Source organism: Cystobacter fuscus, from assembly GCF_002305875.1.
Taxonomy (GTDB): domain Bacteria; phylum Myxococcota; class Myxococcia; order Myxococcales; family Myxococcaceae; genus Cystobacter; species Cystobacter fuscus_A.
The window spans coordinates 1,210,199-1,236,271 of record NZ_CP022098.1; the positions used below are offsets into that span (position 1 = coordinate 1,210,199).

General features: G+C 66.5%; 29 protein-coding genes and 1 pseudogene. 15 read left to right on the plus strand and 15 right to left on the minus strand.

Going from position 1 to position 26,073, the window contains the following annotated elements:
* Positions 1-85: 85 nt before the first annotated feature.
* Positions 86-325 carry a hypothetical protein gene (locus tag CYFUS_RS05040; RefSeq protein ID WP_198316460.1) on the plus strand — a complete coding sequence of 80 codons (240 nt, stop codon included), beginning with the start codon at positions 86-88 and terminating at the stop codon, positions 323-325.
* Between the two features lie 3 nt (positions 326-328).
* Here CYFUS_RS05040 and CYFUS_RS05045 read toward each other — a convergent pair whose 3' ends face one another.
* Positions 329-940, minus strand: coding sequence for a pyridoxamine 5'-phosphate oxidase family protein (locus CYFUS_RS05045; protein ID WP_095984196.1), 612 nt, complete (start codon positions 938-940; stop codon positions 329-331).
* A gap of 116 nt (positions 941-1,056) precedes the next feature.
* Here CYFUS_RS05045 and CYFUS_RS05050 point away from each other — a divergent pair, with 116 nt between their 5' ends.
* The 5 genes from CYFUS_RS05050 (at position 1,057) to CYFUS_RS05070 (ending at position 4,655) form a co-directional block, all read left to right on the plus strand.
* Entirely contained in the window at positions 1,057-1,518 is a 462-nt protein-coding gene (locus tag CYFUS_RS05050; protein WP_095984197.1) for a carboxymuconolactone decarboxylase family protein, read from the plus strand.
* Positions 1,505-2,383, plus strand: coding sequence for a sigma-70 family RNA polymerase sigma factor (locus CYFUS_RS05055; RefSeq protein WP_095984198.1), 879 nt, complete (start codon positions 1,505-1,507; stop codon positions 2,381-2,383). The genes CYFUS_RS05050 and CYFUS_RS05055 overlap by 14 nt, the downstream gene beginning before the upstream one ends.
* A 145-nt stretch (positions 2,384-2,528) precedes the next feature.
* Complete coding sequence (locus CYFUS_RS05060) at positions 2,529-3,338, plus strand: VOC family protein (protein WP_095984199.1); 810 nt, start codon at positions 2,529-2,531, stop codon at positions 3,336-3,338.
* A gap of 121 nt (positions 3,339-3,459) precedes the next feature.
* Complete coding sequence (locus tag CYFUS_RS05065; RefSeq protein WP_095984200.1) at positions 3,460-4,182, plus strand: hemerythrin domain-containing protein; 723 nt, start codon at positions 3,460-3,462, stop codon at positions 4,180-4,182.
* Positions 4,179-4,655 carry a DoxX family protein gene (locus CYFUS_RS05070; protein WP_095984201.1) on the plus strand — a complete coding sequence of 159 codons (477 nt, stop codon included), beginning with the start codon at positions 4,179-4,181 and terminating at the stop codon, positions 4,653-4,655. Before CYFUS_RS05065 ends, CYFUS_RS05070 begins: the two co-directional genes overlap by 4 nt.
* Here the strand turns inward: CYFUS_RS05070 and CYFUS_RS54460 are convergent.
* Entirely contained in the window at positions 4,598-4,873 is a 276-nt protein-coding gene (locus tag CYFUS_RS54460) for a hypothetical protein (RefSeq protein ID WP_420042702.1), read from the minus strand. The genes CYFUS_RS05070 and CYFUS_RS54460 overlap by 58 nt on opposite strands.
* Positions 4,874-5,176: 303 nt before the next feature.
* On the opposite strand from CYFUS_RS54460, the gene CYFUS_RS05075 reads away from it, so the two are divergent.
* On the plus strand, positions 5,177-5,722 hold the full coding sequence (locus CYFUS_RS05075) for a WbuC family cupin fold metalloprotein (protein ID WP_095991810.1): 546 nt from the start codon (positions 5,177-5,179) through the stop codon (positions 5,720-5,722).
* Between the two features lie 102 nt (positions 5,723-5,824).
* Here the strand turns inward: CYFUS_RS05075 and CYFUS_RS05080 are convergent, their stop codons facing one another.
* The 3 genes from CYFUS_RS05080 to CYFUS_RS51575 all read right to left on the minus strand — a co-directional run bounded on the left by CYFUS_RS05080 (position 5,825) and on the right by CYFUS_RS51575 (position 7,117).
* On the minus strand, positions 5,825-6,139 hold the full coding sequence (locus tag CYFUS_RS05080) for a hypothetical protein (RefSeq protein WP_095984202.1): 315 nt from the start codon (positions 6,137-6,139) through the stop codon (positions 5,825-5,827).
* Positions 6,140-6,337: 198 nt separating this feature from the next.
* A complete protein-coding gene (locus CYFUS_RS50315; RefSeq protein WP_157758246.1) occupies positions 6,338-6,685 on the minus strand; it encodes a cytochrome P450 in 348 nt (115 codons plus the stop codon).
* A 213-nt stretch (positions 6,686-6,898) separates the two neighbouring features.
* Positions 6,899-7,117: an ATP-dependent helicase HrpA gene (locus CYFUS_RS51575; protein ID WP_198316461.1), complete on the minus strand. Its 219-nt coding sequence runs from the start codon at positions 7,115-7,117 to the stop codon at positions 6,899-6,901.
* Positions 7,118-7,314: 197 nt separating this feature from the next.
* Here CYFUS_RS51575 and CYFUS_RS05100 point away from each other — a divergent pair, with 197 nt between their 5' ends.
* A complete protein-coding gene (locus tag CYFUS_RS05100) occupies positions 7,315-9,714 on the plus strand; it encodes a Kelch repeat-containing protein (protein WP_157758247.1) in 2,400 nt (799 codons plus the stop codon).
* 86 nt (positions 9,715-9,800) lie between these two features.
* On the opposite strand, the gene CYFUS_RS05105 is transcribed toward CYFUS_RS05100, so the two are convergent.
* The 3 genes and pseudogenes from CYFUS_RS05105 to CYFUS_RS54465 form a co-directional block, all read right to left on the minus strand.
* Positions 9,801-10,016, minus strand: a complete 216-nt coding sequence (locus CYFUS_RS05105) for a hypothetical protein (RefSeq protein ID WP_232537379.1) — start codon at positions 10,014-10,016, stop codon at positions 9,801-9,803.
* Positions 10,017-10,072: 56 nt separating this feature from the next.
* Positions 10,073-10,606 (minus strand): hypothetical protein, encoded by a 534-nt coding sequence (locus CYFUS_RS05110; RefSeq protein ID WP_095984204.1) that lies wholly within the window; start codon positions 10,604-10,606, stop codon positions 10,073-10,075.
* A gap of 524 nt (positions 10,607-11,130) precedes the next feature.
* A pseudogene (locus tag CYFUS_RS54465) lies at positions 11,131-11,343 on the minus strand (hypothetical protein); the annotation flags it as partial.
* Between the two features lie 183 nt (positions 11,344-11,526).
* On the opposite strand from CYFUS_RS54465, the gene CYFUS_RS51580 reads away from it, so the two are divergent.
* Positions 11,527-11,751, plus strand: coding sequence for a hypothetical protein (locus tag CYFUS_RS51580; RefSeq protein ID WP_095984206.1), 225 nt, complete (start codon positions 11,527-11,529; stop codon positions 11,749-11,751).
* A 10-nt stretch (positions 11,752-11,761) separates the two neighbouring features.
* Here CYFUS_RS51580 and CYFUS_RS05130 read toward each other — a convergent pair whose 3' ends face one another.
* The 5 genes from CYFUS_RS05130 to CYFUS_RS05140 all read right to left on the minus strand — a co-directional run bounded on the left by CYFUS_RS05130 (position 11,762) and on the right by CYFUS_RS05140 (position 14,294).
* A complete protein-coding gene (locus CYFUS_RS05130) occupies positions 11,762-11,986 on the minus strand; it encodes a hypothetical protein (RefSeq protein WP_095984207.1) in 225 nt (74 codons plus the stop codon).
* On the minus strand, positions 11,983-12,645 hold the full coding sequence (locus tag CYFUS_RS50325) for a hypothetical protein (protein ID WP_157758249.1): 663 nt from the start codon (positions 12,643-12,645) through the stop codon (positions 11,983-11,985). Before CYFUS_RS50325 ends, CYFUS_RS05130 begins: the two co-directional genes overlap by 4 nt.
* Positions 12,639-12,890, minus strand: a complete 252-nt coding sequence (locus CYFUS_RS50330; protein ID WP_157758250.1) for a hypothetical protein — start codon at positions 12,888-12,890, stop codon at positions 12,639-12,641. The genes CYFUS_RS50325 and CYFUS_RS50330 overlap by 7 nt, the downstream gene beginning before the upstream one ends.
* A gap of 163 nt (positions 12,891-13,053) precedes the next feature.
* The gene (locus CYFUS_RS05135) at positions 13,054-13,821 is read right to left on the minus strand and encodes a class I SAM-dependent methyltransferase (RefSeq protein WP_095984208.1); all 768 of its coding nucleotides are present in this window, start codon (positions 13,819-13,821) and stop codon (positions 13,054-13,056) included.
* A gap of 215 nt (positions 13,822-14,036) precedes the next feature.
* A complete protein-coding gene (locus CYFUS_RS05140; RefSeq protein WP_232537380.1) occupies positions 14,037-14,294 on the minus strand; it encodes a hypothetical protein in 258 nt (85 codons plus the stop codon).
* A gap of 612 nt (positions 14,295-14,906) precedes the next feature.
* Between CYFUS_RS05140 and CYFUS_RS05145 the strand changes: the two genes are divergently transcribed.
* From CYFUS_RS05145 to CYFUS_RS05175, 5 genes are all read left to right on the plus strand, one after another.
* Positions 14,907-15,317, plus strand: coding sequence for a helix-turn-helix domain-containing protein (locus CYFUS_RS05145; protein ID WP_095984209.1), 411 nt, complete (start codon positions 14,907-14,909; stop codon positions 15,315-15,317).
* Between the two features lie 4 nt (positions 15,318-15,321).
* On the plus strand, positions 15,322-16,173 hold the full coding sequence (locus tag CYFUS_RS05150) for an alpha/beta fold hydrolase (protein ID WP_095984210.1): 852 nt from the start codon (positions 15,322-15,324) through the stop codon (positions 16,171-16,173).
* A gap of 390 nt (positions 16,174-16,563) precedes the next feature.
* A complete protein-coding gene (locus tag CYFUS_RS05160; RefSeq protein ID WP_157758251.1) occupies positions 16,564-19,029 on the plus strand; it encodes a hypothetical protein in 2,466 nt (821 codons plus the stop codon).
* 204 nt (positions 19,030-19,233) lie between these two features.
* Complete coding sequence (locus CYFUS_RS05165; RefSeq protein ID WP_095984213.1) at positions 19,234-20,379, plus strand: FHA domain-containing protein; 1,146 nt, start codon at positions 19,234-19,236, stop codon at positions 20,377-20,379.
* 598 nt (positions 20,380-20,977) lie between these two features.
* Entirely contained in the window at positions 20,978-23,086 is a 2,109-nt protein-coding gene (locus CYFUS_RS05175) for a recombinase family protein (RefSeq protein ID WP_095984214.1), read from the plus strand.
* Here CYFUS_RS05175 and CYFUS_RS52355 read toward each other — a convergent pair.
* Together CYFUS_RS52355 and CYFUS_RS05185 are read right to left on the minus strand one after the other, a co-directional pair.
* Complete coding sequence (locus tag CYFUS_RS52355; protein WP_232537381.1) at positions 23,081-23,899, minus strand: transposase; 819 nt, start codon at positions 23,897-23,899, stop codon at positions 23,081-23,083. The genes CYFUS_RS05175 and CYFUS_RS52355 overlap by 6 nt on opposite strands.
* 300 nt (positions 23,900-24,199) lie before the next feature.
* Positions 24,200-25,093, minus strand: a complete 894-nt coding sequence (locus tag CYFUS_RS05185; RefSeq protein WP_095984216.1) for a LysR family transcriptional regulator — start codon at positions 25,091-25,093, stop codon at positions 24,200-24,202.
* A gap of 148 nt (positions 25,094-25,241) precedes the next feature.
* On the opposite strand from CYFUS_RS05185, the gene CYFUS_RS05190 reads away from it, so the two are divergent.
* Positions 25,242-25,895 (plus strand): hydrolase, encoded by a 654-nt coding sequence (locus CYFUS_RS05190; RefSeq protein ID WP_095984217.1) that lies wholly within the window; start codon positions 25,242-25,244, stop codon positions 25,893-25,895.
* Positions 25,896-26,073: the final 178 nt, after the last annotated feature.

Genomic DNA, 26,073 nt, shown 5'->3' on the forward strand with positions numbered 1-26,073 from the left:
CTCCGAGTCGTTCCTACGAGTCGTCTGACACCCTTCTCGGCTCACTTCATCCGCGCTGCGCTATGAGACCGCTTTCGACCCGCCCGTGCAGGCGAAATCCGGACTGGGAACGCTCGTCGTGCGCCCCGAGGACCTGGCGCTGGGGGAGACCGGGACGCCGCTGGTGCTCTCCGCGCGCCTGTTCCTGGGACACACCGCGGAGTACCGCTTCCCAGTGGGGGACGCGTTCCTGCGCGTCATCGGGCCTGCATTGGAAGGAGTGCGCGCAGGGCAGACGCTTCGCGTTCGCGTGCGCGAGGCCACGGTGTTCGACGCGGGCGCTTGATGCTCAGTACAGCGTCGCCTTCACCCGGCCGGGCAACTCGCGGTCGTACTCGCCGCCGTCGAAGTCATCCGGGCTCAGCGCCTCGAGGATGGAGCCGGGGCTTGGGAACTCGGTGCGGGTGACGTGCCGGGCCGGGTCCCAAAGCCTGGAGCGGACCAACGCGCGGCTGCATTGGAAGTAGACCGTCTCCACGGTGATGCGCAGCACGGAGCGCGGCGCCTTCCCATCGAAGGTGAAGCGCTCCAGCATGGACGGCTCGATGACGATGCTCGCCCGGCCGTTGACACGCAGGGTTTCGTTCACGCCCGGGACGAAGAACAGCAGCGCGACGCGCGGATCCGCCAGGATGTTCCGCAGCGAGTCCATGCGGTTGTTGCCTCGGCGGTCGGGCAGCAGCAGCGTGCGCGTGTCCTCGATGACCACGAACCCGGCGGGGTCTCCTCGCGGCGAGGCATCCAGCCCTCCAGGGCCGGACGTGGCGAGGACCATGAACGGCGATCGCTCGATGAAGGGCCGGTATGCAGGGTGGAGGTGGTCCACCTCCTTGAGCACGGACGACTTCCCGGGAACCCCGTACAGGCGTTCGAGCGTCTCCACATCGTTCACGGTCTTCATCCGGGGGTGCCTCCTGGGTCCTTTTACGCATTTAAAATGGCCATGTCACACGCGGCACCGGCTGCGTCGTCCTGGGCAGGGGAGGGCACTTCGCCCCCCAGAACGAGGACCTACACATGAAGCCCCGGATGAATGCTTTCGCGGTCGCGCCGGACGCCCTCAATCTCATGGTGGATTTCAGCCAGAAGGTGGAGGCCCTGGGGCTGGAGCCGAGCCTCCGCGAGCTCGTCAAGATCCGCTCGTCCCAGCTCAATGGCTGCGCCTTCTGCATCCACATGCACACCCGCGACGCCCGCGCACATGGGGAGACCGAGGAGCGCATCTACCTTCTGGACGGCTGGCGTGAGTCGCCGCTGTACACCGACCGCGAGCGGGCGGCCCTGGGCTGGACCGAGGCCCTGACGCTCGTCTCCACGACACATGCCCCGGATGAGGACTACGCTGCGCTCAAGCCGCACTTCACCGAAGAGGAGATCGTGAAGCTGACCCTCATGATTGGCGTCATCAACACCGCGAACCGGCTCGTCCTCGGCTTCCGGGCCGTGCACCCGGTGACCCCTCGCAGTGAAGCCGCCTGATTCAAATCCCGCGGACGTCTTCGACCCGCTCCGCCCCCGGCTGCTCCGCATCGCGTACCGGATGCTGGGCATCGTCGCGGAGGCGGAGGACGTGGTGCAGGAGGCGTATCTCCGTTGGCACCAGACGAACCGCGACGTCGTGCGGGACGCCGAGGCCGTGCTCGTCCGCACGGTGACGCGCCTGTGCCTGGACGTCCTGAAGTCCGCGCGCGTCCGGCGCGAGGAGTACGTGGGGACCTGGCTTCCAGAGCCCATCATCGAGACAGTGGAGGGCGATGACTTGACGCTGACCCTGATGATGGCCCTGGAGCGCCTGTCCCCGCTGGAGCGCGCCGCGTTCCTCCTGCACGACGTGTTCGGCATGGACTTCGAGCAGGTGGCGAAGGCCATCGACCGCGCTCCCGCGGCGTGCCGCCAGCTCGCCAGCCGGGCGCGGGACCATGTGCAGGAGGCCCGGCCCCGCTTCCCCGTGACGGAGGCGAGGGGCCACGAGCTGGCCTCGGCGTTCCATGCCGCGTCCCGGAGCGGCGACACGCAGGCGCTCCAGGCACTGCTGGCCCAGGACGCCATCCTGTACGCCGACGGCGGCGGCAAGGCGAAGGCGGTCCTCAATCCCATCTACGGCCGGGAGAAGCTGGTGCGCTTCTTCGAAGGGGTGTGGCGCATTCCAGCCGTGGGCTCGGCGCAGCTCGTGCACGAGGGCACCATCGACGGCCTGCCCGCGTACGTCACGCTGGATCCGGATGGAATGCTGCAGACCACGGCGTTTGCCATCGAGGACGGCCGGATCGTCGCCCTCTACGTCACGCGCAACCCCGACAAGCTGAAGGGCATCCGGCGCGCGGTGGTGGGCGAGTCGTCGTAGGAGGCTTCCAGAGAAGGTGTCTCAGAGAAGGTGTCAAAGAACTCGTTCCGACACCTTCCGCTCTCCGAGTCGTTCCTACGAGTCGTCTGACACCCTTCTCGGACACCCTTCTCGGCATTGGTGCCGTACGCTAGGTTCACGGGCCATGACCGAGCCGAGCAGCAAGAACGACACTGGCCGCTTCGTCTGGTACGAACTCCTCTCGACCGACCCGCAGGGCGCGCTCGCCTTCTATGTCGAGGTCGTGGGATGGAAGACGCAGCCGTTCGAAGTCGGAGGGGACGGGGACTACAGGATGTGGGTCGGCGGCCAGGGGCCACTCGGCGGCGTGACCGCGTTGCCCGAGCCCGCGAAGAAGTTGGGCGCGTCGTCCTACTGGCAGGCGAACGTGCAGGTCGCGAACGTCGACGAAACCGTCGCGGAGGTGAAGCGCCTCGGCGGCCAGGTCTACGTGAAAGAGGATGTCCCCTCCGTGGGACGCATCGCGGTGATTGCGGACCCGCAGGGGGCGGTCATCGCGGTCTTCACGCCCGCGGCTGACGTGCAGTCGCACGACGTCGCGAAGCAGGGCGAGTTCTCGTGGCACGAGCTGTACACGACCGACCACGAAGCCGCGTTCACCTTCTATGAGCGCATCGTTGGCTGGGAGCGCCTCGGCGAGTTCGACATGGGCGCGATGGGCAAGTACCTGCTGTGGGGTCGCAACGGCAAGCAGCTCGGCGGCATGCTGACCCTGCCGAAGGGGATGAAGACGCCCGACGGTCGCGACGTGCCGCCGTCGTGGATGTACTACGTCACGGTCGAGGACCTGGACGCCGCGGTTGCCCGCGCGACGGCGAAGGGGGCGCGGGTGCTCAACGGCCCGATGGAGGTTCCCGGTGGCCAGCGCATCGTGCAGCTCATGGATCCGCAGGGCGCCGCGTTCGCGCTCACCACTCCGCCGACATCGCGGTGAGGGGGGCTGAGTCGAGGCGCTTTACTTCCGATCGCTTTGGATTCCGCTGGCTGCGGCGAAGGAGAAGGTCCGCGAGTTGTTCGGGGGGTTGCTGGAAGACGATTGAAGGAGGAGGCACATCATGGCCGAGAAAGAGAGTTCGCGACGGTTCCTGCTGGTGACAGCGGCAAGCGCCGGCGCTGGCTGGATGCTGGCTGGATGCGCGACCACATCCACCGGGAGCACGCACGCCCCGGAGGAATCGGGGGAAAAAAAGGAAGAAGAGGAGGTTTCTCCCGCCGAGGATCTCATGCGCGAGCATGGCGTCCTACGCCGGGTGCTGCTCATCTACGAGGAGAGCCTCCGACGGCTTGCTGGTGGTGAGAAGGTGCCACCGCGGACCCTCGCGGGTGGAGCACAGATCATCCGCCGCTTCATTGAGGACTACCACGAGAAGCTCGAAGAACAGTTCCTCTTCCCTCGCTTCGAACGAGCAGGAAAGCTCCTGGAACTGGTAGGTGTCCTGCGCGACCAGCACGCGAAGGGGCGGCAACTCACGGCAGAAGTGCTGCGCCTCGCGACGCCTGAGAGCCTGAGCAGCCCTGATTCAGTGGCGTCGCTGACCCGCACCCTCCAACTCTTCATTCGCATGTACCGCCCCCACGCAGCACGAGAGGATACGGTCTTGTTCCCTGCGCTGCGGCAGGTCGTCTCTTCCCGCGAGTACGACGCGCTGGGCGAGGACTTCGAGCGAAAGGAACACGAGTTGTTCGGGGTGGGCGGCTTCGAGGGGGTGGTGGAGGAAGTCGCCACGCTGGAGAAAGCCCTGGGAATCTACGAGCTGTCCTCCTTCACGCCCCAATGACACGGCTCAACCGCCTTTTCTTCACGAGCGCTCCCCCCGCTGCCCTCCTGATCCGGCTGGCAGTGGGGGCCATCTTTCTGTCCGAGGGTATCCAGAAATTTCTCTTCCCGGACGCGCTGGGGGTGGGGCGCTTCGTGAAGATTGGAATCCCCTTCCCCCAGGTGATGGGACCCTTCGTCGGGGTTGTGGAGATGCTCTGCGGTCTCCTCATCCTCTTGGGGCTCCTCACGCGCCTGGCCGCCGTGCCGCTCATCATCGACATGCTGGTGGCGATTGCGACCACCAAAGTCCCGATCTTTCTCCAAGAGGGTTTCTGGAAGATGGCCCACGAGGCCCGCACAGACTGGGCCATGCTGCTCGGCACTCTGTTCCTGCTGTTGACCGGGCCGGGACCTGTAGCGGTCGACTCACGGCTTTACCGCAAGCGGGTGCCCGGGGATGAGCGACACAGCCAACCCGATAGAACCTGCTGAGGCTCAGCGGGGGCGCCTGAAAGAAAATGCCAACCTCTCATCCATCCTTGCGCACGCAACCAGTTTTCCACTTGGGCCACGAACGTTTTGCCCTTCGCGGCTCCGCTGGTGAATTTCAACGCATAACAGGCACAGGGCCAATCGCTCTCCGACTTGCCACTCAAGCGCGCGGCCGCGAATCCATACGACACGTTCGCATCCACAACCCACGGCTGAATGGTGGCGCCTCCGCAGAAACATCAGCTCCAGGAACAAGCAAGAGGACGAGCGCGGTCATGGCGATCGCCACTCGTCCGAGAGAAAATCCGTTGTGAGTATTTAGCATGTGAGTCTGTCTGAAGGTCAGGGGTGAGGACCTCGGAGGCCACCCCATCCCTACCCAGCGTTGTCCTTTATGAGAAGCGGGCGCAGGCGAGTCTGCTTCGCCTGGGGCCCTCGGAGGAGGCCCACCCGCAGCACCCGTGAGGGAGGGCCGCGTCCGGGGCTGGCCGGCGGAGCGCGCCTGTGCTCCGCTCGGGGCCATGAGCTCTTCCTACCGACGTGCCCTGGACGCTCCCGAGGGGGAGCTGGTGGTCCTCTCGCGCTCCCTGGTGGAGGAGGTGGTGGTGGCCTCCCGGACGAGTCCCCGCCGGCGCATCATCCAGCCCTTCCACAAGAGCGACGCGGACCTGCTGCACCGGATGCTCAATGTCATCCAGCCGGACAGCTACGTGCGGCCGCACTGGCACCTGGAGCCGCCGAAGGCGGAGGCGTGGGTGTTGCTGCGCGGTGCGCTGGCGTTCTTCACCTTCGAGGAGGACGGGCTCGTGCGCGACTGTCTGTCATTGGAGGCGGGGGGCGAGAATTTCGGGGTGGATCTGGCGCCGGGCATCTTCCATGGGCTGGTCGCCCTGGCTCCGGACACCGTCATCTTCGAGGTGGAGAACGGGCCGTATGCCCCGGCCAATGACAAGGCTTTCGCGGCCTGGGCTCCCGCCGAGGGCACGCCGGAGGCCGCGGGGTACCTCGCGTTCCTGCGCGAGGAGTTCCGGCGGAGGCCTCCGGAGCATGCGGGCCGGCATTCATGACGGCCCTGGGAAACGGAGATGGGCCAGGAGCGTCAACTCCTGGCCCTGGCTACCGTGACGGAGCGCCGCCATGCGAGCGCGGCTTGTCACGATTGCCTGCGATCACGTCGCGGGCTGGCAATCAATAGCGACTTCGCAGAAGGAGTTCCCGCCGACCGTGAAGCACTTCGATTTGGGGTGGCACCAGGTATCACCGCACGGCGCATCCGGAGTTGCGCAGTACCAGCCGTTCCACCCCTCGTACTGGCAACAAATGCCAGTGCCGCAAGCAGACGTGTAACCAGGGCAGGTACCCAGAGCGGACTCCTTCTTGCCCAGCTCGGAGCTATCAAGCTCAGGTTCCAGCTCGGTTCCACCACAGCCCACCGCGAACGCCAGGCCCGCCACGAACACCAGGGACTTCAAGCCACGCATCATCAATACTCCTCGTTTTCAGGGAAATGTCCGAACACACCGGCCCACGCCCCGATGACTGCGGGGGCGATAGCCGGTTGCAAGGGTAACACCAATTGTTCGGTTACGGACAATCCCCTGGAGGCACTGACTCCCGCGTTCGGAGGCCTCGGGCTGGGTGCCGTTTTTTGGCAGCGGAGTGATGAATCGCGGCGGTCCGGCTCAAGCCGCGTCGAATTGCACCACCAGCCGGTTCGGGAAGGGGCCCTCGAACTTCATCCGTCCCTCGCCTCCGGGCGCGCGCCGCAGGTTGCGCAGGCATAGCAGGCTCCCGAGCACCTCGGGCAGGACGAGGTGGTTGATGCGTTCTCCGTAGCAGGTATGCAATCCCCGGCCGAAGTGCATGTAGCCCTGGGCTGGCCGGTCCACCCGGTACTCGTCCGGCTCCTGCATCACCTCAGGGTCGAACATCGCCGAGAGTGTCGAGGCGATGACGAGCGTGCCCTTCGGAATCTGCATCTCCCGGTCCGTTCCCCGGGCGAGCACGTAGTCCTCGTGGCACGTGCGCATGAGGAGGGGATTGCGTATAGGCGGGAGAGAGGCGATGTTGAGGGTGAGGGCTGGCGCACAGGAGCCGAGGAGGGCCGCTGATGGGGCCGCCCGAGCAGTAAGCCAGGCTGGTGGAGAAGCCGCGCAGCCCCTTGGGAGACACGTCGGCCCAGGCCGCCTTCGCATGAGGTGCGAGGCAGGGGACTGACTCTCCTGGCTGGGGCGGCTTGAGCCTCAACACCACGGGGGTTGTGGGGGCCCTCGCGCCGGGGCCAGCCCCGCACCTGCCGTGGCCAGGCCCAGGTGCTCCAGAATCGCTCGCACTCCACCCCCTCCCTTCACGTCCGCCAGCACCCGACGCCTGCCTCCACACCTCACGCAGACGAACACGTCGAAGTCGAACGTCCTCTTGAGCATCTCTGCCTGGTCCACTCGCGGCGTCTTCTCCTTCATCGGCTCCTTCCTGGCCGCTACCTCAAGCCTCGCGCTCGCCTCCTCCGCACCTGCTTGAGGGAGCCAGGTATCCGCCGACAACCGGCGGCCCGTCTTCCCAGGTCCGTTACTTGCTTCATCGAAAGGAGCCCCTACGCTCCGCCCGCCATCCGCGCCGACGCGGCATGGTTCATTTCCATCCAGACACAGGACTGTCAATGAAACGCCATCTGAACCAGAGGATGCTCTGGCTCGTGAGCTGCCTCCTATTGGCCGCCATGGGGTGTACCCAGAATCCCGAGTCGCAGGAGCCCACGGGCGACGTGCAATTCGTGAATTCCGTTCCACAGGCCCTCACCGGTGACAATGTCACGCGGGTCGTGGTCACCCTCACCGCGCCCGACCTCGCCGCCAGATCCCTCTCGCTCACCCGGATGGAGGGGACCTGGAGCGGGACCATGTACCGCATCCCCGCGGGTCCCAACCGGACCTTCACCGCCGAAGCCTTCGACGCGACCGGCGTGCTGCGCTTCCGGGGAGAGGCCATGGGAGTCCCCATCACGGAGGGCTCGACACAGGTGGTGGCCCTCACCCTCCAGACGGTGGCTTCCACCGGAGACGTGTTCGACAACACGGCGCCCTGCATCGACTCACTCATTGCCTCGGCCAGCCAGGTGCTTCCAGGAGGCAGCGTGAGCCTGATCGCCACCGCCCACGACCCGGATCCCACCGACACGCTCACCTACTCCTGGAGCGCCACCGCCGGTAGCTTCAGCGCCAGCTCCTCCACGTCCACCACGTGGACGGCCCCCGCGACGGCGGGCGACATCACCGTGACGCTGACCGTCACGGACTCCCGCGGCGCATCGTCCTCCATCAGTGTGGTGATCACCGTCATCAACACGACTCCGGGCCCGGGTTATGGCAACGCCGAGGTACGCGTGAGCTTCAACAGCTCGCCCACCGTGCAGCGCATCACCACGTCGCACTCACCCGTGGCAGTGGGCGGCACGGCCACCCTCACGGTGACCGCGGTGGATGCCGAGGCTCACTCCTTGTCCTACGCCTGGAGTTCCACCTGCCCAGGCACGTGGACGGACTCGAATCTGGCCACCGCCCAGTTCACTCCGAGCGCCGCGCCCGCGGGGGAGCCCTGCGGCAACTGCCCCGTCACCGTCATCGTCACGGATTCCGCGGGTGGCCGCACGCCGGGCACCTTGCGCCTCTGCGTGGGCAACGGCCCCGTGGTGAGCTTTCCTCCGCGCATCGTCCTTACCCACCAGTCCGCCAGCTCCGTGTCGGGCGGGGGGTCCGTCGTGTTGCGCGTGGTGGCCGAGGACGGTGATGGGAGCGCGCTCTCTTTCTCGTGGGCCGCGAGCAGCGGAGCGCTGGGCGCGCGTGTGAACAGCCTTTCCTCGAGCGAGGTCGTTTGGACGGCCCCCACGTGCTCGCCCGTGGGTGGTCCGCCGAGCATCACCGTTACCGTGACCAACACCCGGGGGTTCACCGCCTCGCACACCTTCTACGTTCCGGTGGTGAGCGGCACGGACTGCGGCACGGGCAACGGGGACGGTGGCACGGGCAACGGGGACGGCGGCACGGGCAACGGGGACGGCGGCACCGATCCGTCGACACCTGGAACGGTCGCTCTGTGGACGCCCACCGGTCACCTGCTCGCCGGCCGGTATTTCCAATCGGCGACCTTGCTGCCTTCCGGCAAGGTGTTGGTCATTGGCGGATATAACAATACCTATCCCCTGGCCTCGGCGGAGCTCTACGACCCGGCCACGGGGAGTTGGTCTTCCGCGAGGAACATGGCCCAGGCACGTGCCCTTCATTCAGTGACACTGCTGCCCTCTGGCAAGGTGCTGGTCATCGGGGGCAACGGCAGTAGAGATGGCTACCCTGTCGGCCTCAACTCGGTGGAAATCTACGATCCGGCCAAGAACACCTGGTCTTCGGCGGCGCCGATGACCTTCGCGCGCTACAGCCACACGGCGACGCGGCTCCCCAACGGCAAGGTTCTGGTCATCGGAGGCGCTGCCTCCTCGTACGGCGGAGACATTCCGGAACTCTATGACCCGGCGACGAATAGCTGGCTCCCGGTGTCGACCATGAATAGCAGTAGCCGCTTCGGCCATTTCGCCTTCCTGCAATCCACCGGCAACGTGTTGGTCCTGGGTGGAGGAACACCAGCCGTCGAGCGCTACGATCCGTCGCTCGACTCCTGGACGATCGCAACCGGCTTCACGGACTCCTGGAGCTACGCCCAGCTCCTGGCCAGTGGACGGGTGCTCCTGGCCTCGGGTAGTGGCCTCTCGTTGTACGACCCGGTGCTTTACACCCAGACGCCCGTTGGCAACCTGCTCCAGACTCGCAGCTACCATGCGGTGACGAGGCTCAACTCTGGCAAGCTGCTCGTGACGGGAGGATCCAGCAGCACCTCCATCCTTTCGGAGCTTTTCGATCCATCGACGGGTCTCTCCGCCTATACCACGAGCATGCCCGAGAGCCGGTACGCCCACACGGCGACCCTGCTCCCCAATGGCAAGGTGCTGGTCACGGGAGGGTACTGGTCAGTTCAAGGCCTCACCAGTTCCGTCATCTACACGCCATGAGCCACCCGCCATGCGTGTGAAGTGAAGAACCCGCCGGGCTCGTCGTGCGCCCCTTCTGACCGAGCACGACGAGGCCCGGTGAGCGCTCACGAAGAGTGCTCCGAAACGGTGCGCGAGCAGGCCCCAACACAACCGGACATGCCCACGAGTCGGGCGCCCGGAGGGCAGGGGGGCAAGGCGGAGAACGTCTCGCGCAGGTGGGCCTCCACGCGGGCCCGGTCCTCGGCGGTCAGTGGATCCGACGTCACGTAGCGCTCGGTCATGCGCACCGAGCCCACGTCGAAGCTGTGGCAGAAGGACACACGGCCCTGGGTGTCGCCGTCGCCGTTCCGGCGGCGGCGTGCGTCGCCTGGGGGCCCTACTTCAAGGCATCCTGGCCGACGTTCACCAGGCCGCCGCCCAGCGCGTTCATGTTGCGATTGCGATCGGCGCGATCCTGGCTGACCTCCCCCAGGGTCTTCACGGTGATCGCCTTGCCGCGCACCGTGGCCGTGCGCTTCTTGTAGATGAGGATGTTGAGGGAATCTGTCTCGTGGGCCACGACATAGATGCCATCCGTCTTCGGCGTGCTCTTCACCGCGTTGGCCGCCGCCGCCCGCACAAGCGGATCCGTCACCGCGCCGCCCCGGCCCGTGATGGTGCCGATGAGCGTGCCCACGCCCTCCAGCGCGCCGCCGTCCTCGGCGCCCCAGCAGATGAAGAGGACCACGCACTGATAGGTCGCCGCGCCCGTGATCTCCGCGCCCCAGTCGAACCCCACCTCCTGAGGACGGTTCCACACGGAGGCGGGCTCCGCGCGGTTGGAGAGACCCGCGTCCATGTACGCCCGACCGCCAGTGGCACAGCCCGTGGTGACCGCCAGGAAGATCGCAAGGGCACTCAGTCGAAACATTCAGCACTCCTCATGTGGGGTGGAACAGCAGGTGCGCTCCTAGTGCGGCTGGGGCCCGAAGTGGAGTGAAAAACGCGTTTGGGTACACGCTCCTGGGACATGATTTCCAGGATTCGAGGACAGCGCATGGCGACGCGCATGGGAGAGCCCACGGGCACACGTGCCGATGGCGCGCCATCAGGAGGAGCGGACGGTGGCCTCTCGGCAGACGGCCGGGTTCATCCTACCACCCTGACGGCCCTTGGCCTCGAGGCCCTCGCCTACCTCCTGCGGGAGGCCCAGGAGCATGCTCGCGACAAGGCCTCCCTCTCTGGGGTCGTGGACGAGGCGCTGCAGCAACTGGCCCGCTCTCGCGGGTGGCAGCCCTCCGCAGGCCAGCAATGAACATGCTCAGCCACGCAGTGGGGGGACTCGGCATGTAGCCGAGTACACAGAGAGGCGGATCGCCCCCTCCTCCCCTTCCCTCTTTAGGCGGAGGCGGAGCCGGGACGCAGCCTCGTGACAGGCGGCATCCTGGCAGCTCGCTAAAAACCACATCTGACAGGCGAGCTACTTGCTATATCCCCCCAAGCCCAGACAGAGCCATCGGAGCGCTGAGTCAGAGAGTGAGCAAACCCAGCAGTCAAAACCACAACACCAGAAAGACCATTCACTCGCACAGGCATCGCGCGAACAATCGTAGAACCATCACCCAACTCGCCAGACGAATTGCTCCCCCAAGCCCAGACATTTCCATCGAAATCCAGCATAGGAGGGATAGAGGCGATGTAGAGGGGGAGGGCTGGTGCAGAGGGGCCGAGGAGGGCCGCAGACGGGGCCGCCCGAGCAGTAAGCCAGGCTGGTGGAGAGGCCGCGCAGCCCCTTGGGAGACACGTCGGCCCAGGCCGCCTTCCCATGAGGTGCGCGGCAGGTGCCTGCGCATGGACAGGCAGCGGCGGATCGTCCTGGGGCCGGATGTGCCGCTCCTGGAGGACTCGGAGGGACAGGGAGCCCCGGTGCAGGTACGAACGCTGGTGCAAGACCATTGGAAGCGCCAGGCACACGGGCCCGGGCTGGCCGAGCGCAAGCTCATCTGGATTCAGCCCTACTGGCGGGGGCCGGATGCTGTGCCGCCACCGTCACCCGCGAAGCACGTGCTGGTGTAGCTGGGCTTTCTCAGCCTGACTTCCCAAGAGCGCCGTTGTCGGCCCTGGCGGCCCACCATGCCAGCTCGTGGAGTGCCACGCGCAGGTCGAGGTCGGGAAACCGTGCCATCGCCCTGGGTATGAGCAAAGACAGAATGTGCAACATGGCCGTCTGAATCGTCGTGCCATTGTTGGTTGCATATTCCCGGGCCTCTTCGACGCACTCGAGGCAATAGTCATCCCATGTCTGGCTCATCGTTTCTTCCCCTTGTTCGCGATGTCCCAGACGCTTGTGACGGCGTTCCAAATCTTCTCGGGACTGCGCTTGCCCGGGCGTGTGTTTCGACATGCGTATGCCAGGAAGTTTTGTATTTCGTCCATTGCACCCTCGATGCGGCCCCGTCGCGGAGTAGACGTGGCCGTGGTCAGCGCTTTGTTCCAACAGTATGTATAGAGCCGTGCGATGACGCACCTCCGGTCGTCGAATGAGAGTTCCATGAGTGGCCTCATCTGGCCTTCGCTCTTCAAGAGCTGGTTGATGTTGTGCGCACAGAAGGGCGCTTCAAGATTGCTGTCGTCTGAAGCAGGCAACGGCAGTTCGACGTCCGCGACAGTGGGGTACTTTGTCGTCGAGTTCCTCACTTCGTCCGCCGCCCAAAGCCCTGGAGCTGGGTCTGTTGGGTCCACCGGCAACACGCGCTTGTTCGGCGAACGCTCCACCTGAGACTCTGGCGCTTGCAAGGGCATGCCAAGCGGAGACGCCCCGGCCCCCGCGGGGGTGTAACGTGGCTGAGGAAAGGATGGTGGGGGCGCAGGTAACACGACGGGCACTGCTTGGGCCTGGTTGAGCACTGTCGGGCTCCCAGCACAGCCCGCGAGCGCGAGCACCAACGCCCCGATCAACTTCTTCAGCATGAGTTCCTCCTGAGCCCGTCCAATGTCCTTCCAGCGGGATGTGACCAGCGCGCCACCAGTTCCTTGTACTGCACCCGCGTCGGCTTTCCATACAGAGTGCGGTTCATGGACAGCCAGGGGAGTTTCTTGTCCTGGGCGAGCTTCTCGGGCTTGGGCGGAGGGATGTCTCGAGTGAGCAGTCGGCCGGTGACGGGCCAGCGGCCCGGGCGTGCGCGCGGACGGTGCAGCGAAGCATTCGCGCGCATGGCCCCTACGAAGACCACGGTTTCCTCCCCAGCCACTTGCGCACGGAGCGCCGGGTTCTGCCGACACGCGCTCGTCGCCGAGTCGAAGGACTGGGCGTAGCGCTCCGGAGCACCACGCCCAGGGACTCCCGCGCAGGCAGCCAGCAACATGCTGGCCATGCGCTCACCCCACCGTGCCCACGAAGATGCGCGTGTCGTAGGCGAACACCACCTGGCCGCCCTCGCTGTCGCGCTCGAAGAGTTCGCGCAAGGCCTCCATCATCGGCGCGTGGATCGGGTGGCCCTCCTTCGGGACGAAGGACGAGGACAGGTGCCGCCCGCGCAGGGCCTCGTAGTCGAGCCGCTGGGAATGGGGGATCCGCGCCTGGTGGCGCAGTCCGCCGCGGAACCACGTGGCCATCTCCTCGTCGCTCGGGTAGCGCTCGGCCACGGTGGCGTAGTCCGGGCAGTAGTGCCGCAGCAGGGCCTCGTAGTCGCGTAGGAAGGCCGAGCCCTCCAGCAACCGGCTGTTCCAGAAGAGCGCCACCTGGCCCCCGGGCGCGAGGACGCGGGCGAACTCCTGACGGGTCTTGTCCTGATCGAACCAATGGAAGGCCTGCGCGGCCGTCACCAGCCCCACGCTGCCCGACTCCAGGGTCGTGGCCTCGGCGGTGCCGGCGACGCTCCGGTAGCCGGGAAGGCCGCCCAGCCAGGCGTCCGCGGCGGCGCGCATCGCGGCGTTGGGCTCGACGGCGACCACCGGGTGCCCGGCGTCGAGCAACATCCGGGTGGAGATGCCGGTGCCCGCGCCGATGTCCGCCACCGGGGCCGTGGGGGCAACGGCGCACGGCCCGTGCAGGAAGTCGACGAGCGCCGCCGGGTAATCGGGCCGGAAGCGCACGTAGTCCGCGACGCGATCCGTGAAGCGCTCGGTGGAGGAAGGGCTCGTCATGGCGGAGGGGCTCCTATTCGTGGCTCGCGTCCGTCACCAGCGCATACGGCCGCGTCGTTGTCCATGTCCCCACGCATCCCCCGGCTCCCAGGGGCCGTCAATCGCTTTGTCCCGGGGGGGCGGCGACGGAGCGCGCCCGCAGACCGGTGGTTGACATAGACGGAGGGTGTGTCCGGGCGCCTTCTCGGGCAGCAGAAGAGGCGATGCGGCCTTCATCAAGACTCACGGCCGAGCGGGTTCCAGACGAATTCCTCGGTGGGGGTCAGCCGCGATGGGGTGAAACCATGGCGGATGACGAACCGCGCGAACCGCTCGGAGACGACGAGCAACCCCTGTAATCCCCGAGGGACGAAGATGTCTTCTCCGCGCCACGTTTCGGGCTCCAGGGTGAATCCCTTCACGGCGTCATAGCCTTCGTAGCGGCATTCCTCGCAGACGGGGGGCTTGATGTAGAGGACTTGGCTGCGGGACACGTCCACGGCGGCACGACCCGCACAGACCGTGGCGATGACGTAGCGAGGAATATGGGGCGGCCTGGGGCCCTTGACCTCCCTGCGTACGCGCCGCACCTCGACGGGATGAAACCCCGAGAGCCCGGTGAGACCATCCTGGCGGAAGGCATTCGCGAACCGCTCGGAGATGAGGAGGTCATCGCCGGAGATCCTGATGCAATCGCCATGGTCCTCTCCGTGTAGAATCAGATCGACGCGGTAGGGGGGGCAACCACGTCAGCATCCCCACGAATTCACCACACCGCGAGCAACGGGGGGCATCTCCTCTATTGATGGGTTCCACCTTCTCGGCTTCGACATCATACCGAGACGTGTTGTCTCCCTCGCTCAGGACGAAGAACCGGGAAGGGACGGTGGACTCAAAATGCATGGGGAAACCTCACGCGCAGCGCGGGCAGGGTAGCACCTCGATGCTCACTCCGACTGGATGCGAGCCCAGAGCGCTTGAGTGGGGCGCATGACTCATGAATTCCCCAAGTCGTAGTGGCGGGATGGAGGCGCCCTCTTGACTCTCCATTGTTCCCTATAGTACCTAAACAAGGAGCAATAGGGAGCAACAAGGAGCAGATAGAGATGCCGGAAGAGCTTTTGACGGTCGAGGCCGCCGCAGAAGCGCTGAGCCTGCACGTGAAAACGGTCCTGCGCTTCATCCGCGAAGGCAGGCTGCGGGCCACCAAGGTCGGCAAGCAATACCGAATTCTGCGGTCCGATCTCGACGCCTTGGCGGGGGCGCCGACGCGCAATGTGTCGCCGCGGGCCCGCGCGACGGGGATTGTCGATGTCCAGGACGTGGATCAGGAACTGTTGCGACGTCTTTCGGCGATCCTGCTCGGAGCGCGGCAAGGCCACGATCCACAGGCCGAGCCGATGTCCATCGACATCGCGCATGATCCAATCCGCCGCGCGGCCAAGGTGATCGCGGTGGGGTCGCCTGGAGATCTCGCCATGCTGTTCAAGCTCGTCGACGCTTGTCTGGAGGAGTAAATAGATGACCACCCTTTTCAAAACGCCGCAGGGCGAGCAGGCGGTGAAGACCTGCTATCAGGCCATGCTCGACCAGTGGCCCGTTCACAACCGGCACCTGCGCCTGCCGACCCGGCAGGGTGAGACCTTCGTGCTCGCCAGCGGTTCGCAAGACAAGCCTGCCCTGGTTCTGCTGCATGGCTCGGCGTCGAATTCGGCGAGCTGGGTGGCCGATGTGCCGCTCTGGAGCCAATCCTTCAACGTGTTCGCGGTCGACCTCATCGGTGAGCCGGGGCTGAGCGCACCGTCGCGCCCGCCTCTCGCGTCGGAAGCCTATGCGGAGTGGCTGGACGACGTGATGGAGGGGCTTGGCCTCTCCTCGGCATCGTTCGTGGGGCTTTCGCTGGGCGGCTGGGTGGCGCTGGACTATGCCATTCGCAGGTCGGAGCGGGTGGAGAAGCTCGTGCTGCTCAGCCCTGGCGGGATCGGCCGGAACCGGAACATCCTCGTCTGGGCCTTGCCGCTATTGCTGCTGGGCAGCTGGGGGCGAAGGAAGATGCAGGAGCGGATCGGCGGGGCAACATTGACGGCGGCTTCGTTCACGAACAGCCCCATGGGGGCATTGACCGAAACGATCTTCGCCCATTTCAAACCACGCACGTCACCGTTGCCGCAGCCCACCACCGAGCAGCTACGACGGTTGGTCATGCCAGTCATGGCGATCCTCGGCGGCAAGGATGTCTTCATCGATGCGCCACGGACACGGGACCGCCTCGAGGAGAACGTCACCCGTCTGACCATGCGATATCTGCCCGAGGCGCCGCACTTCATTCCCGACCAGAGCGAGGCGGTGCTGGACTTTCTGCGGGGTGGATGACGCCAGATCGACGTGGTTGCCCACATGACCGCCGTGACCACCCAGGCGTTGGCCGGTCACAGCGCGACCTGGTTCAATTCCCGCGCGTCCTTTTTCCTTGCCGCCCTCCGCTGTGTGGGCCACTTGGGCCGGCATGTGCCCCAAGAGAGCGACACCCCCTCCACCGGCCCGGCGCACAGGAGCGCGGATGTGGAGGACTGTGGTCTGCTGTGGCGGCATTGCCTAAAATATCTGGAATAGATCATTATTCCTGAAACTGCCAGGATTGGCCACCTCAGGAAGGGGTTCCACGTGAAATGGATTTGGGCAGGGCTGCTCGCGACCAGTCTCGTTGGCTGCGAAGGGGAGCCCGGAAGTGAAGCTCTGGGCGAGGACGTGCCGCTCGCGTCCATGACCTCGGAGGCGCGGTTCCCGACAATCCCCGCGAACTACCCCGCGACCGTCACCGTCCAGGGGACGGGGGCCCGATATGTCTCCCGCCCCATCTGGGGAATGAACCTGATTGGTTCGACGAGGACGACGAAGGCCGAGTTCTACCAGATCTTTGGCGAAGACCCGAACAAGGGCAGGGATGCGCTGGCGAGCATGGGCATCCAGCAGATCCGCTTCCCCGGCGGCTGTCATGGCGATGGCTATGACTGGCGGGCGAACAAGATGTCCTTCATCATCGGAGGGCAGGAGAAGAACTTCCCTGTGATGCCAGTGACGGACTTCCTGGCCATCGCGGCCGAGCTTGGCGCGGAGCCCGTCTTCCAGCTCAACGTGGAGACGCGCGGGTACGGCAATCCCTGTGGGTGGCTTCCCAGGTACCCGGATCGCTCCCTCACGGAGGCGCAGAAGACGGCCAAGCTACTGGATGATGCCCGCGAGCTGCTCCGCCGCCATGGGAGCGTCCTTCGCACGTTCGAGCTGGGCAATGAGCCGTGGGGGAGCTTCGACCCCAACAACGCAGGCATGAAAGGCTGGCCGCCGGACGCGTACGCGAGCGTCGCGCTCACGTTCGCGCGGGAGCTGAAGGCGCTGGACCCAGGCGTCCGGATCCTGCTGGTGGGGCATCCCACCACGGGCAACAACATGAACGGAGATGCCCAAACGGACGTGGATATCGCGTGGACCGCGATGGTGAAGCGCCTGCTCGCGGACCGGAGTTGCCAGGGGCTGCCCTGCTTCAACGGCGTCACGGACCACGTCTACAGCTACGCCGGCTACTCACCGTTGGCGGACAACAGTGCCTCGGTGTTCAAGGGGATGGGCGCCTTCTGGCCCGAGCTGGGCCTGTCCACCATCATCAGCAAGCGCGCCACGGACTACGCGGGGTCGTCGCTCGCGCTCACCGAATGGAACATGAAGTGCTGGGAGACCGGCGGTCGCGACACCACGAACGTCAGAGTCCTGAATGGGTCGTTCGAGAGTGGCGCCGCCAATTGGTCGTTCTGGAAGAACCACGCCGACACGGGCGCCTCGTGGGGCATCGTGACCACCGAGCATCACACTGACACCCGCGCGTTGCACATCTCGCTGACCTCGAAGTCGACCGCCGCGGGAAGCACCTACGACACGGTCCAGGTCCAGCAGGTCGCGGCGGTTCCCGCGAGCCGCAGGGTGGTGGCGACGGCCTACTTCAAGACATCGAAGCCGGTGTATGCGTGGCTCGTCCTCCAGCAGACCAACCCGAGTCCCTCGAATCAGTGGAGGGAAATCGGGGCGGGCCAGATGACGGCCATCCAGCCAGGGGTGTGGCAGGGGGTGTCTGTCGCGGGCACGACCTTCTCGGACACGAGCCAGCTCCAACTGGTGCTGAGAATCTTCAAGCCAGGCGGCGACTGGACGCGTGACCCCTCCGGCGTGGACCTCTACGTGGACGACGTGGAGCTCTATGAGGACAAGAATTGGCGGCCTCCCCTGGATGCCGTCTCCACCGTCGAGCATGGGCTGATGGTCGCGGATTCGTACCTGCGGATGGCGCGGGCGGGCGTGGGTTCGTCCAACTACCATGCGTTCGCGCCGGGGGGCTGTGGCATCTCGACGGGGGCGGGCGCGACGGCGGTCCTCAATCCCCAGGGCGCCGCCTTCAAGCACACCAGCGTCCTGGCGGGCGGCACGATGCTACCCACCACGGTGAGCGCGCCCGCCGCGAACTGGACCCTGCCTCCGGGCATGGCGAGCTGCACGGGCCTCAAATGCCTGCCGAGCAACGCGCCCGTGAACTTCCTCACCGCGCATGCCGGATGGAATGCCGACATGAGCTCGCTCTATGTCTTCCTCATCAACCGCCACAATGCCTCGGCGGCGAGCGCGTCCGTGGGCTTCCAGAACGTGGAGGTCGCGGGCATGCGGCGCAAGTCGGTGGTCACCCTGAAGGGCACGGACTACACCCAGGAGGCCTTCACCTACGACCCGCCGTTGGATAAGCCCGTCCCCAGTGAGCTGCTCACCTCGAACAATCCCTTCACGGTGACGGTGCCGCCCATGTCGGTGGTCCGCGTCGAGCTGAAGTTCGAGAAGTCCTTCACCTTCACGTTGCGGCCGGTCTGCGCCACGGGCACGCCGACCCGCGCCACCCAGGCCAGTCACGCGTTCTGGCCGCCTGGCAACCTGGTCTGGAATCACACGGCGACGGCCGCCGGCTCCAAGGTGGTGCGGCTCACCTCGCGCCACCGGGACAACGGCATCTATCTCTGGATGCACTCCGACCTGGGAACGAACTACACGCCCAAGACTCCGGCCCCGCACGCCGCCTTTACCGGCGCGACGTTCTTCAACCCCCCCACGCCGATGTTCCGGGCCTCCGCCCGGACCCTGCCGGAGAGTAGCTACACCCTCGACTACCTGGCCCCCGCGTCCGAGTGTTTGTGACGCGGTCGGCCAGCGACGCATCGCCCGAGGGGGAGCTCCCCCCTCAGCCGCCGTCCTCGCCCCCTCCTTTCCCCTCCCCCTCCCCCAACACGGCCCCCATCCTGTCGGCAGGCGCGGTTCGTGCGGAACGAGCGCCGAGCGGAGGGACGGCGGCGCGCGGGCTCCTGGGCTATGGTTCGCCTCCGTCGCCAAGGAGTGTGACGGTTGACCCCTCGTCTCATCGCGCTGAGTGGATCGCTCCGGGGCTCCACCTGGGAGTTCGGGCTCGAGCCCCTCGTCCTCGGCCGCCAGTCTGACTGCCAGGTGCGGCTCACCGCCCCCGTGGTGTCGCGCCGCCACTGCGAGCTGCGCACCACGGGCGAGCATTGCTTGCTGCGAGATCTCGACAGCCGCCACGGCACCTTCGTCAATGGAGTGCCCACGCGTGAGCGGCGGCTGGAGCACACCGATGTCGTCCAGGTGGGAGACAGCTCCTTCCTCTTCCTCTGTGACGACGTGCCGGCCCCCGCCACCGGGACGGTGGCCGCCCCCCCGGACGCCGCCTCGTGGAGCACCGTGCAGCGACGGCCCGAGGACGTGCTGTACCTCCAGCCGCGGCGGCTCCGGGCGGCACTGGCCGAGGCGGTGGGCCCGGGCCCCGGCCTCATCGCCTCGGACCTCCAGGCCCTGCTCGAGTTGAGCACCGCGGTGCACGAGCTCCAGCAGGTGGAACATCTGGCGGCGCGCATCCTCGAGCTGCTCCTGGCCGTGCTGCCAGCGGAGCGCGGCAGCGTCCTGCTGTGCGAGCCGGGGACCCGGGAGACCGTGGCCGCCGCCTCCCACGATCGGCGCGAAGTCCGCGGCACGTCCTTTCCCGTCAGCACCACGCTGGTGAGCCGCGTCCTGGAAGGCAAGGTGGGGTGCCTGTACACGGACGTGGTGACGGACGGCGGGTTGCGCGAGGCCGAGAGCCTGCACGAGGCCGCCGTACGCTCGGTGCTGTGCGCGCCGCTGCCGGGCCGCCAGGGGCCGTTGGGCCTGCTCTACTTCGACACCGCCTCGGGCCACGCCTTCACCGAGCATCATCTGGAACTGCTCACGGCGGCGGCCGTCATCTCCGCCCACGGGCTGGCCAACGCCCAACACATGGCCCGTCTCGCGTATAGGCAGGATAGAGGCCGTGTTGAGGGGGAGGGCTGGTGCAGAGGGGCCGAGGAGGGCCGAGGACGAGCGCAGAGGGGGACATGTGGGCTGTGTGCCAAGCCGGTGGAGAGGCCGCGCAGCCACTGTGGGGTACACGCCTCCCCCAGCCGCCTTCCCAGGAGGGGCGCGGCAGGTGCCTGGCTGTCATGGCTGGCTGTGGCGGCTTGAGCTTCAACACCACGCGCTCTGGGGCGGCCCTCGCGCAGGGGCCAGGTGCGCACTCGCCGTGGGCAACCCCAGGTGCTCCAGAATCGCTCTCGCCCCTCCTGCTCCCTTCAGGACGGCATCGACACACTGCCACGGGTCCGCCACCCTTATTTGAGCACGTGGCCGTAACGCTGCCGGTCCACCCCCTCAAGGGCGTGATGCTGCCGGTCGCCCGGTTCATCCGCAGCCAGGACGGTCGGCGCTACGTCGACGTGGAGTACCCTCCCGGCCGGTACATGCGACTGCCGCTCGAGTGGACGGACCGCTCCCCACCCCTCGTTCCGCCGAGCGTCGGTGGTCGCGCAGTCCGCCTCTCCGTCCCCGTTCTGCTCAAGCTTGCCAGCGCAGTGCAGGTGGCGCTCGGTCGCCCCCAGGGCTCATCAACCGCGCCCCTGTCCCACGGTGGACCTACGTTGACACATGCCAACGTGTCCACCCCAGAAATCCGGCCCGCCGTGGTCGGCACTGCCCGTGGCGGCAAGGCAGCAACTGCTCGGCACGTGGGCCGCCCTGCTGCACAAGGCGCTGCGCGCCGAAACCGTAGACGCGGAGGAAGGCGATGAACGACAAGGTTCGAGCCACGCATCTGGAGCGTCGAGCGGTGGTGTATCTGCGCCAGTCCACGCTCAGTCAGGTCCATGAGCATCGTGAGTCCACGGCCCGTCAGTACGCCCTGCGCCAGCGTGCTCTGGAGCTGGGCTGGCCGCCCGAGCGCATTGAGATAATCGATGAAGACATGGGCCAGAGCGGTACGAGCGCGGACTGGCGGGCGGGCTTCCAGCGCATGGCCGAGGAGGTCGCGCACGGACGCGTCGGCGCCATCTTCTCGCTGGAAGTCTCTCGCCTGGCGCGCTCCTCGGCGGACTGGCACCGGCTGCTGGACTTGTGCGGCCTGGCCGACGTGGTGCTGGTCGATGAACAGGCCGTCTACACTCCGCGCGACTACAATGACCGGCTGCTGCTGGGCCTCAAGGGCACCATGAGCGAAGCCGAGTTGTACTGGATGCGTTTGCGCTTGCAGGGCGGCAAGCTGTCCAAGGCACGGCGTGGTGCCCTCCACATCACGCCGCCCGTGGGCTATGAGTGGGAGGAGACAACGAGCCGGTTTCGCTTCGACCCCGACGAAGGGGTGCAGCGAGCCGTGCGCCTTGTTTTCGAGCGCTTTCGCCTGGAGGGCAGCGCCTATGCCGTGCTGCGCTACTTCATGAAGAACGGGTTGAAGCTGCCCGTGCGAGAGCCGGGCACGCACCAATTGCACCCGGAGCCACCGCGCTACACCCTGCTGCTCTCCATGCTCCACAACCCCACCTACGCCGGTGCCTATGTCTTCGGGCGCAATGAGAGGCACATGGCGCTGGTGGACGGACAGTTGCGGCGCCAGCGCCGTACGCGTTTGCCGCGGGAAGCATGGAAGGTATGCCTGAAGAACCACCACCCGGCCTACATCAGCTGGGAGGAATACGAAGCCAACCAGAAGAGGCTCGCTACCAACCATCCCAGCTACCAGCAGCCGGACCAACGCGGTGCTGTCCGCGAAGGGAGCGCTCTGTTGCAGGGGCTGGTGCTCTGTGGCCGGTGCGGTCACCGGATGCAGACGGCCTACCGGGAGTCCGGGCATCCGTACTACGAGTGCCGCCGCATCACCGACAAGGGCATGTGCTGGACGGTGTCGGCCGCAGGCATTGACGAGGCAGTCGCCCGACTCTTTCTGGAGACAGTCCAGCCTCCGGAGATTGAGCTGGGCCTGGCCATCACCCGGGAGGTGGAACGGCAGGCCCAGGAGGTAGGGCGTCAGTGGAAGCTGCGGCTGGAGCGGGCGCACTACGAGGCGCAACTGGCCGAGCGCCGTTACAAGGCGGTGGACCCGGACAACCGCGTGGTGGCCCGCACGCTGGAGCGTGAGTGGAACGAGAAGCTGGGCGAGTTGGAGGTGCTCGAGCGCGAGCACCAGCAGGTACTGCGGCGCGAGAAGGTGGAACTCACGAGCCAGGACAGAGCACGCCTGCTCGAACTGGCCAAGGACTTGTCGTACGTCTGGCACGCACGGAGCACGACGAATGCCGAGCGCAAGAACCTGCTGCGGATTCTGGTGCGAGAGGTGGCGCTCAGCCCTGTGGAAGTCCCGGAGCGCGGGATTCACATCCAGGTGCTATGGCAGACCGGTGCGTGCAGCGACCTGACCATTGCACGCCGCCCTTCCTACACGAGGGCTACCTCACCCGAGACCATCAAGCTCATTGGCACACTGGTGGAGCAGAAGAGGACCGATAGGGAGATAGCGGCTGAGCTGAACCGAAGGGGGCTGCTCTCCGGAGTCAAGCGCGCCTGGGACAAGCAAGCGGTGCGCTGGGTGCGCAGGCGCTACGGCATCCACCGCCAGCCGGTGGGACGACGGCGAGGACGGCCTCGACAGCCGGAGCGCCGGGCTGACGGCCTGTACTCAACGCACGGTGTCGCCGCACTGCTGGATGTTACTGAGACAATGGTGCGCACCTGGGTCGAGAAGGGCTGGCTGCGATGTGTCGAGGGCGGCGGTCCGGGCACCCCTCGGTGGTACAAGCTCGATCGCTCGACACTCAAGCGGCTGAGGGCCGCCAAGGCCCAGGGAAATGGCTCCAGCGGACGCGGAGCTGCTCAAATAAGTGTGGAGGAAGGTGGGGCATTATGAGGAGGCCATCAGGTACGCCAACACCCGCCGCCTGCCTCCACACCTCAAGCACGCGAACACATCCAGGGCGAACGTCCTGCGCAGCAGCCCGGCCCAGTCCAAACGGGGTGTGGGCTCCTTCCTCCGCTCCTGCACCGTCGCGGCAAAGGCGGGGCTCTCCTCCTCCAGCCCCGGCTCCGCCCCTGCTTGAGGGAGCAGAAATGGACGCACTTTCGCGCCTGGGGCAAAGACGCCGTGGAACCTCGTCAGGTTTGCCCTCGGAGGAGGCACCAGGCTGGCCAGCCGGCGGAGCAGCTCCAGCCCGGTGAAGAGCAGATGCGTCGTGCCGTCCGGCAGCGGGCGCTTCATGCGGTAGGCGATGCGGCCATCCTCCGCTCGTGACAAACGCTCCAGTGCCAGCGCACCGCGTGCTCCGTAGCGGCATAGCCGCTCCAACCCGTGCCTGTCGTTCGCATGCAGGTGCGTATTGGCGTGCAGGGAAAAGCCCTCCAGGAAGGCGCACCGGGGCTGTTTTCGGGGAGGGAGCCGCACATCCACCTCCGTCCAGCGCAGCCGCTTCTGTAGTGAGTGCGCCTGGTGTGTCTGCAGCGCGTCCTCGGGCCCTTGCGCGGGCAGGGCCCCTCTTTTCTCCAGCAGGCGCAGCACCCGGTGCCGCACCACCCGCAGCAGTCGCTCCACCTCTGCTTGCGTGGGCGGAGGCAACGGCTCGAAGCGCACGCCGCCCTCCCGCGGCACGAAAACACCGTCCGGCACCAGCGAGTGGAAGTGCGGTGTCACCTGCAACGCCGAGCCGAAGAACTGGATGAACGACACGGCCCCGACCTGCCCACGACGGATACCCTGCCTCCGCGCTCGCCGCCTACGTGACCGCGGAAGATGCCTTCGCCTCCTCGCCGTACCGCAGGGCCAACGGCGTGCTGACCGGTGAGGCCGTCCAGGGGGGAAGGCGGTGTTCGGATCCGCCGGCTGTGCCAACTGCCATGGCGGCCCCCACTTCACCGTCAGCGCCAACGCGGCGGCGATGAAGAAAGGATCGCAACCGGCCAGCAGCGGACGGCCGGGATGCCGGCCGTCGCCCGGCACGCCTGACGACATGCAAGGGCGGTCGTGCTCCTAAGGGGCGAATCCCGCGGAGCGCATGGACAGGTCGCAATGCTCGATCAGGAGTTCGGTCAGCACCCGGATCTTCCGTGCGGGATGCTGACCCGGCGGTCGAACCACGTACGCACCCGCCGCGGGTGGTGGATGCCGCGTCATGACGGGCACGAGGGCTCCGGAGGCCACGTGTTTGTCGGTGAGCCAGTCGGGCAGGAGCGCGATCCCGATGCCCGCTGTCGCAGCCGCGAGCAGCGCCACGCCGTTGTCGGCCTTGAAGCGTCCCTGCGGACGAACCGTGATGACCTCGTCGCCGTCCATGAACTGCCAGGTCTCGGTGCCCTGCATCAGGCACTGGTGAGCGAGCAGCTCCTGCGGGGTCTCGGGCGACCCGTGCGCCTGGACATAGGCCGGGCTCGCGACGAGCTTCGCGTGGATCGTGGCGATGCGTCGTGCGATCAGGTTGGAGTCCTGGATGTATCCCACCCGTATCGCGCAGTCGTACCCTTCGGCGATGAGATCGACGAAGCGATCGCTGTAGCAGGTCTGGATGTGAAGCTGGGGGTGGCGTCGCGCCATTTCCGCGAGCACGGGAGCGAAATGAGTCAGGCCGAAAGACAGTGGCGCGGCCACACGAAGGCGTCCGCGAAGGTCACCGGCGGGAAGGAGCGTCTCCCTTGCCGCGTCGAGCTCGGCGCACACCCTGGCGGCGTGGTCACGGAACGTGGCCCCGGCCTCCGTGAGCGCAGCCCCCCGGGTGGATCGGGTCAGCAGCTGGACGCCGAGTTCCCCTTCGAGACGGACGAGCCGACGGCTGACGATCGACTTGGACACGCCGAGCCGCACTGCCGCGGGCGAGACCCCGCCGGCATCAGCCACCTCCACAAACGTTCGCAGATCTTCGTCGTCCAACTCAGCGTTCCACTTTCCGCGACACAGCTCGCCACGCAGTCGTACTACCGCGTCGAGCTCCAGAACGCCACATTGAGTCTCCCAGCGGCGTTGTCGCTGGCGCACCACTCCATCACCCACTTCGCCACAACGGCACAAGGATGCTCCGATGACTTTCCGCAACGGCCTCTCTTCGCTTCTTCGTCCCGAGGACTCGGTCCTCGTCCTGATCGACCACCAGCCGTTCCAGCTCGCGAACGTGAACAGCCACGATCCGCACCTGGTGGTCAACAATGCAACGGCCTTGGCGAAGGCCGCCAAGGCCTATGGCGTCCCGACCATTCTGACGAGCGTGATCGCCGAGCGAGGCGGCCTCCTCTTCCCGCAGATCACCGATGTCTTCCCGGGCCAGAAGGTGATCGACCGGACGTTCATCAACACCTGGGAGGACCGGAAGGTCGTGGACGCGGTCAAGGCCACGGGGCGCAAGCAGCTGATCATCGCGGGCCTGTATACGGAGGTCTGTGTCGCCATGCCGGTGATCCATGCCCTCGGCGAGGGCTGGGATGTGACGGTGATCACCGATGCGTGTGGCGCCTTTTCGGTGGAGGCGCATCAGGTGGCCATCCAACGCATGATCGCGGCTGGCGCCAACATGATGACGTGGCTGGCACTCGTGTCCGAATGGCAGCGCGATCACGCTCGGACGGCGCACGTGGCTGAATTCGTCGACCTGCTCAAGCAGCATGCGGCTGGCCTCGGCATTGCGTTCCTGTGGGAGCAGCAGTTGCTCAACACGCCCGTGCCTGGCAAGGCAGCATGACCTGGGCGGGGGGGTGACGGCTCATCGGGCCTCGCATCCCCGTCACCGGCAAGGCCGGCCTGTGCGGTGCGGACGGCCCTCGTTCAGCCGACACGTCAGGCCTTGATGTACTTCTCGGACACGTCCGAGAAGTCACGCAATCCATTTCGCCCGGCGCCGCGCGATGTCATTTCCCGAC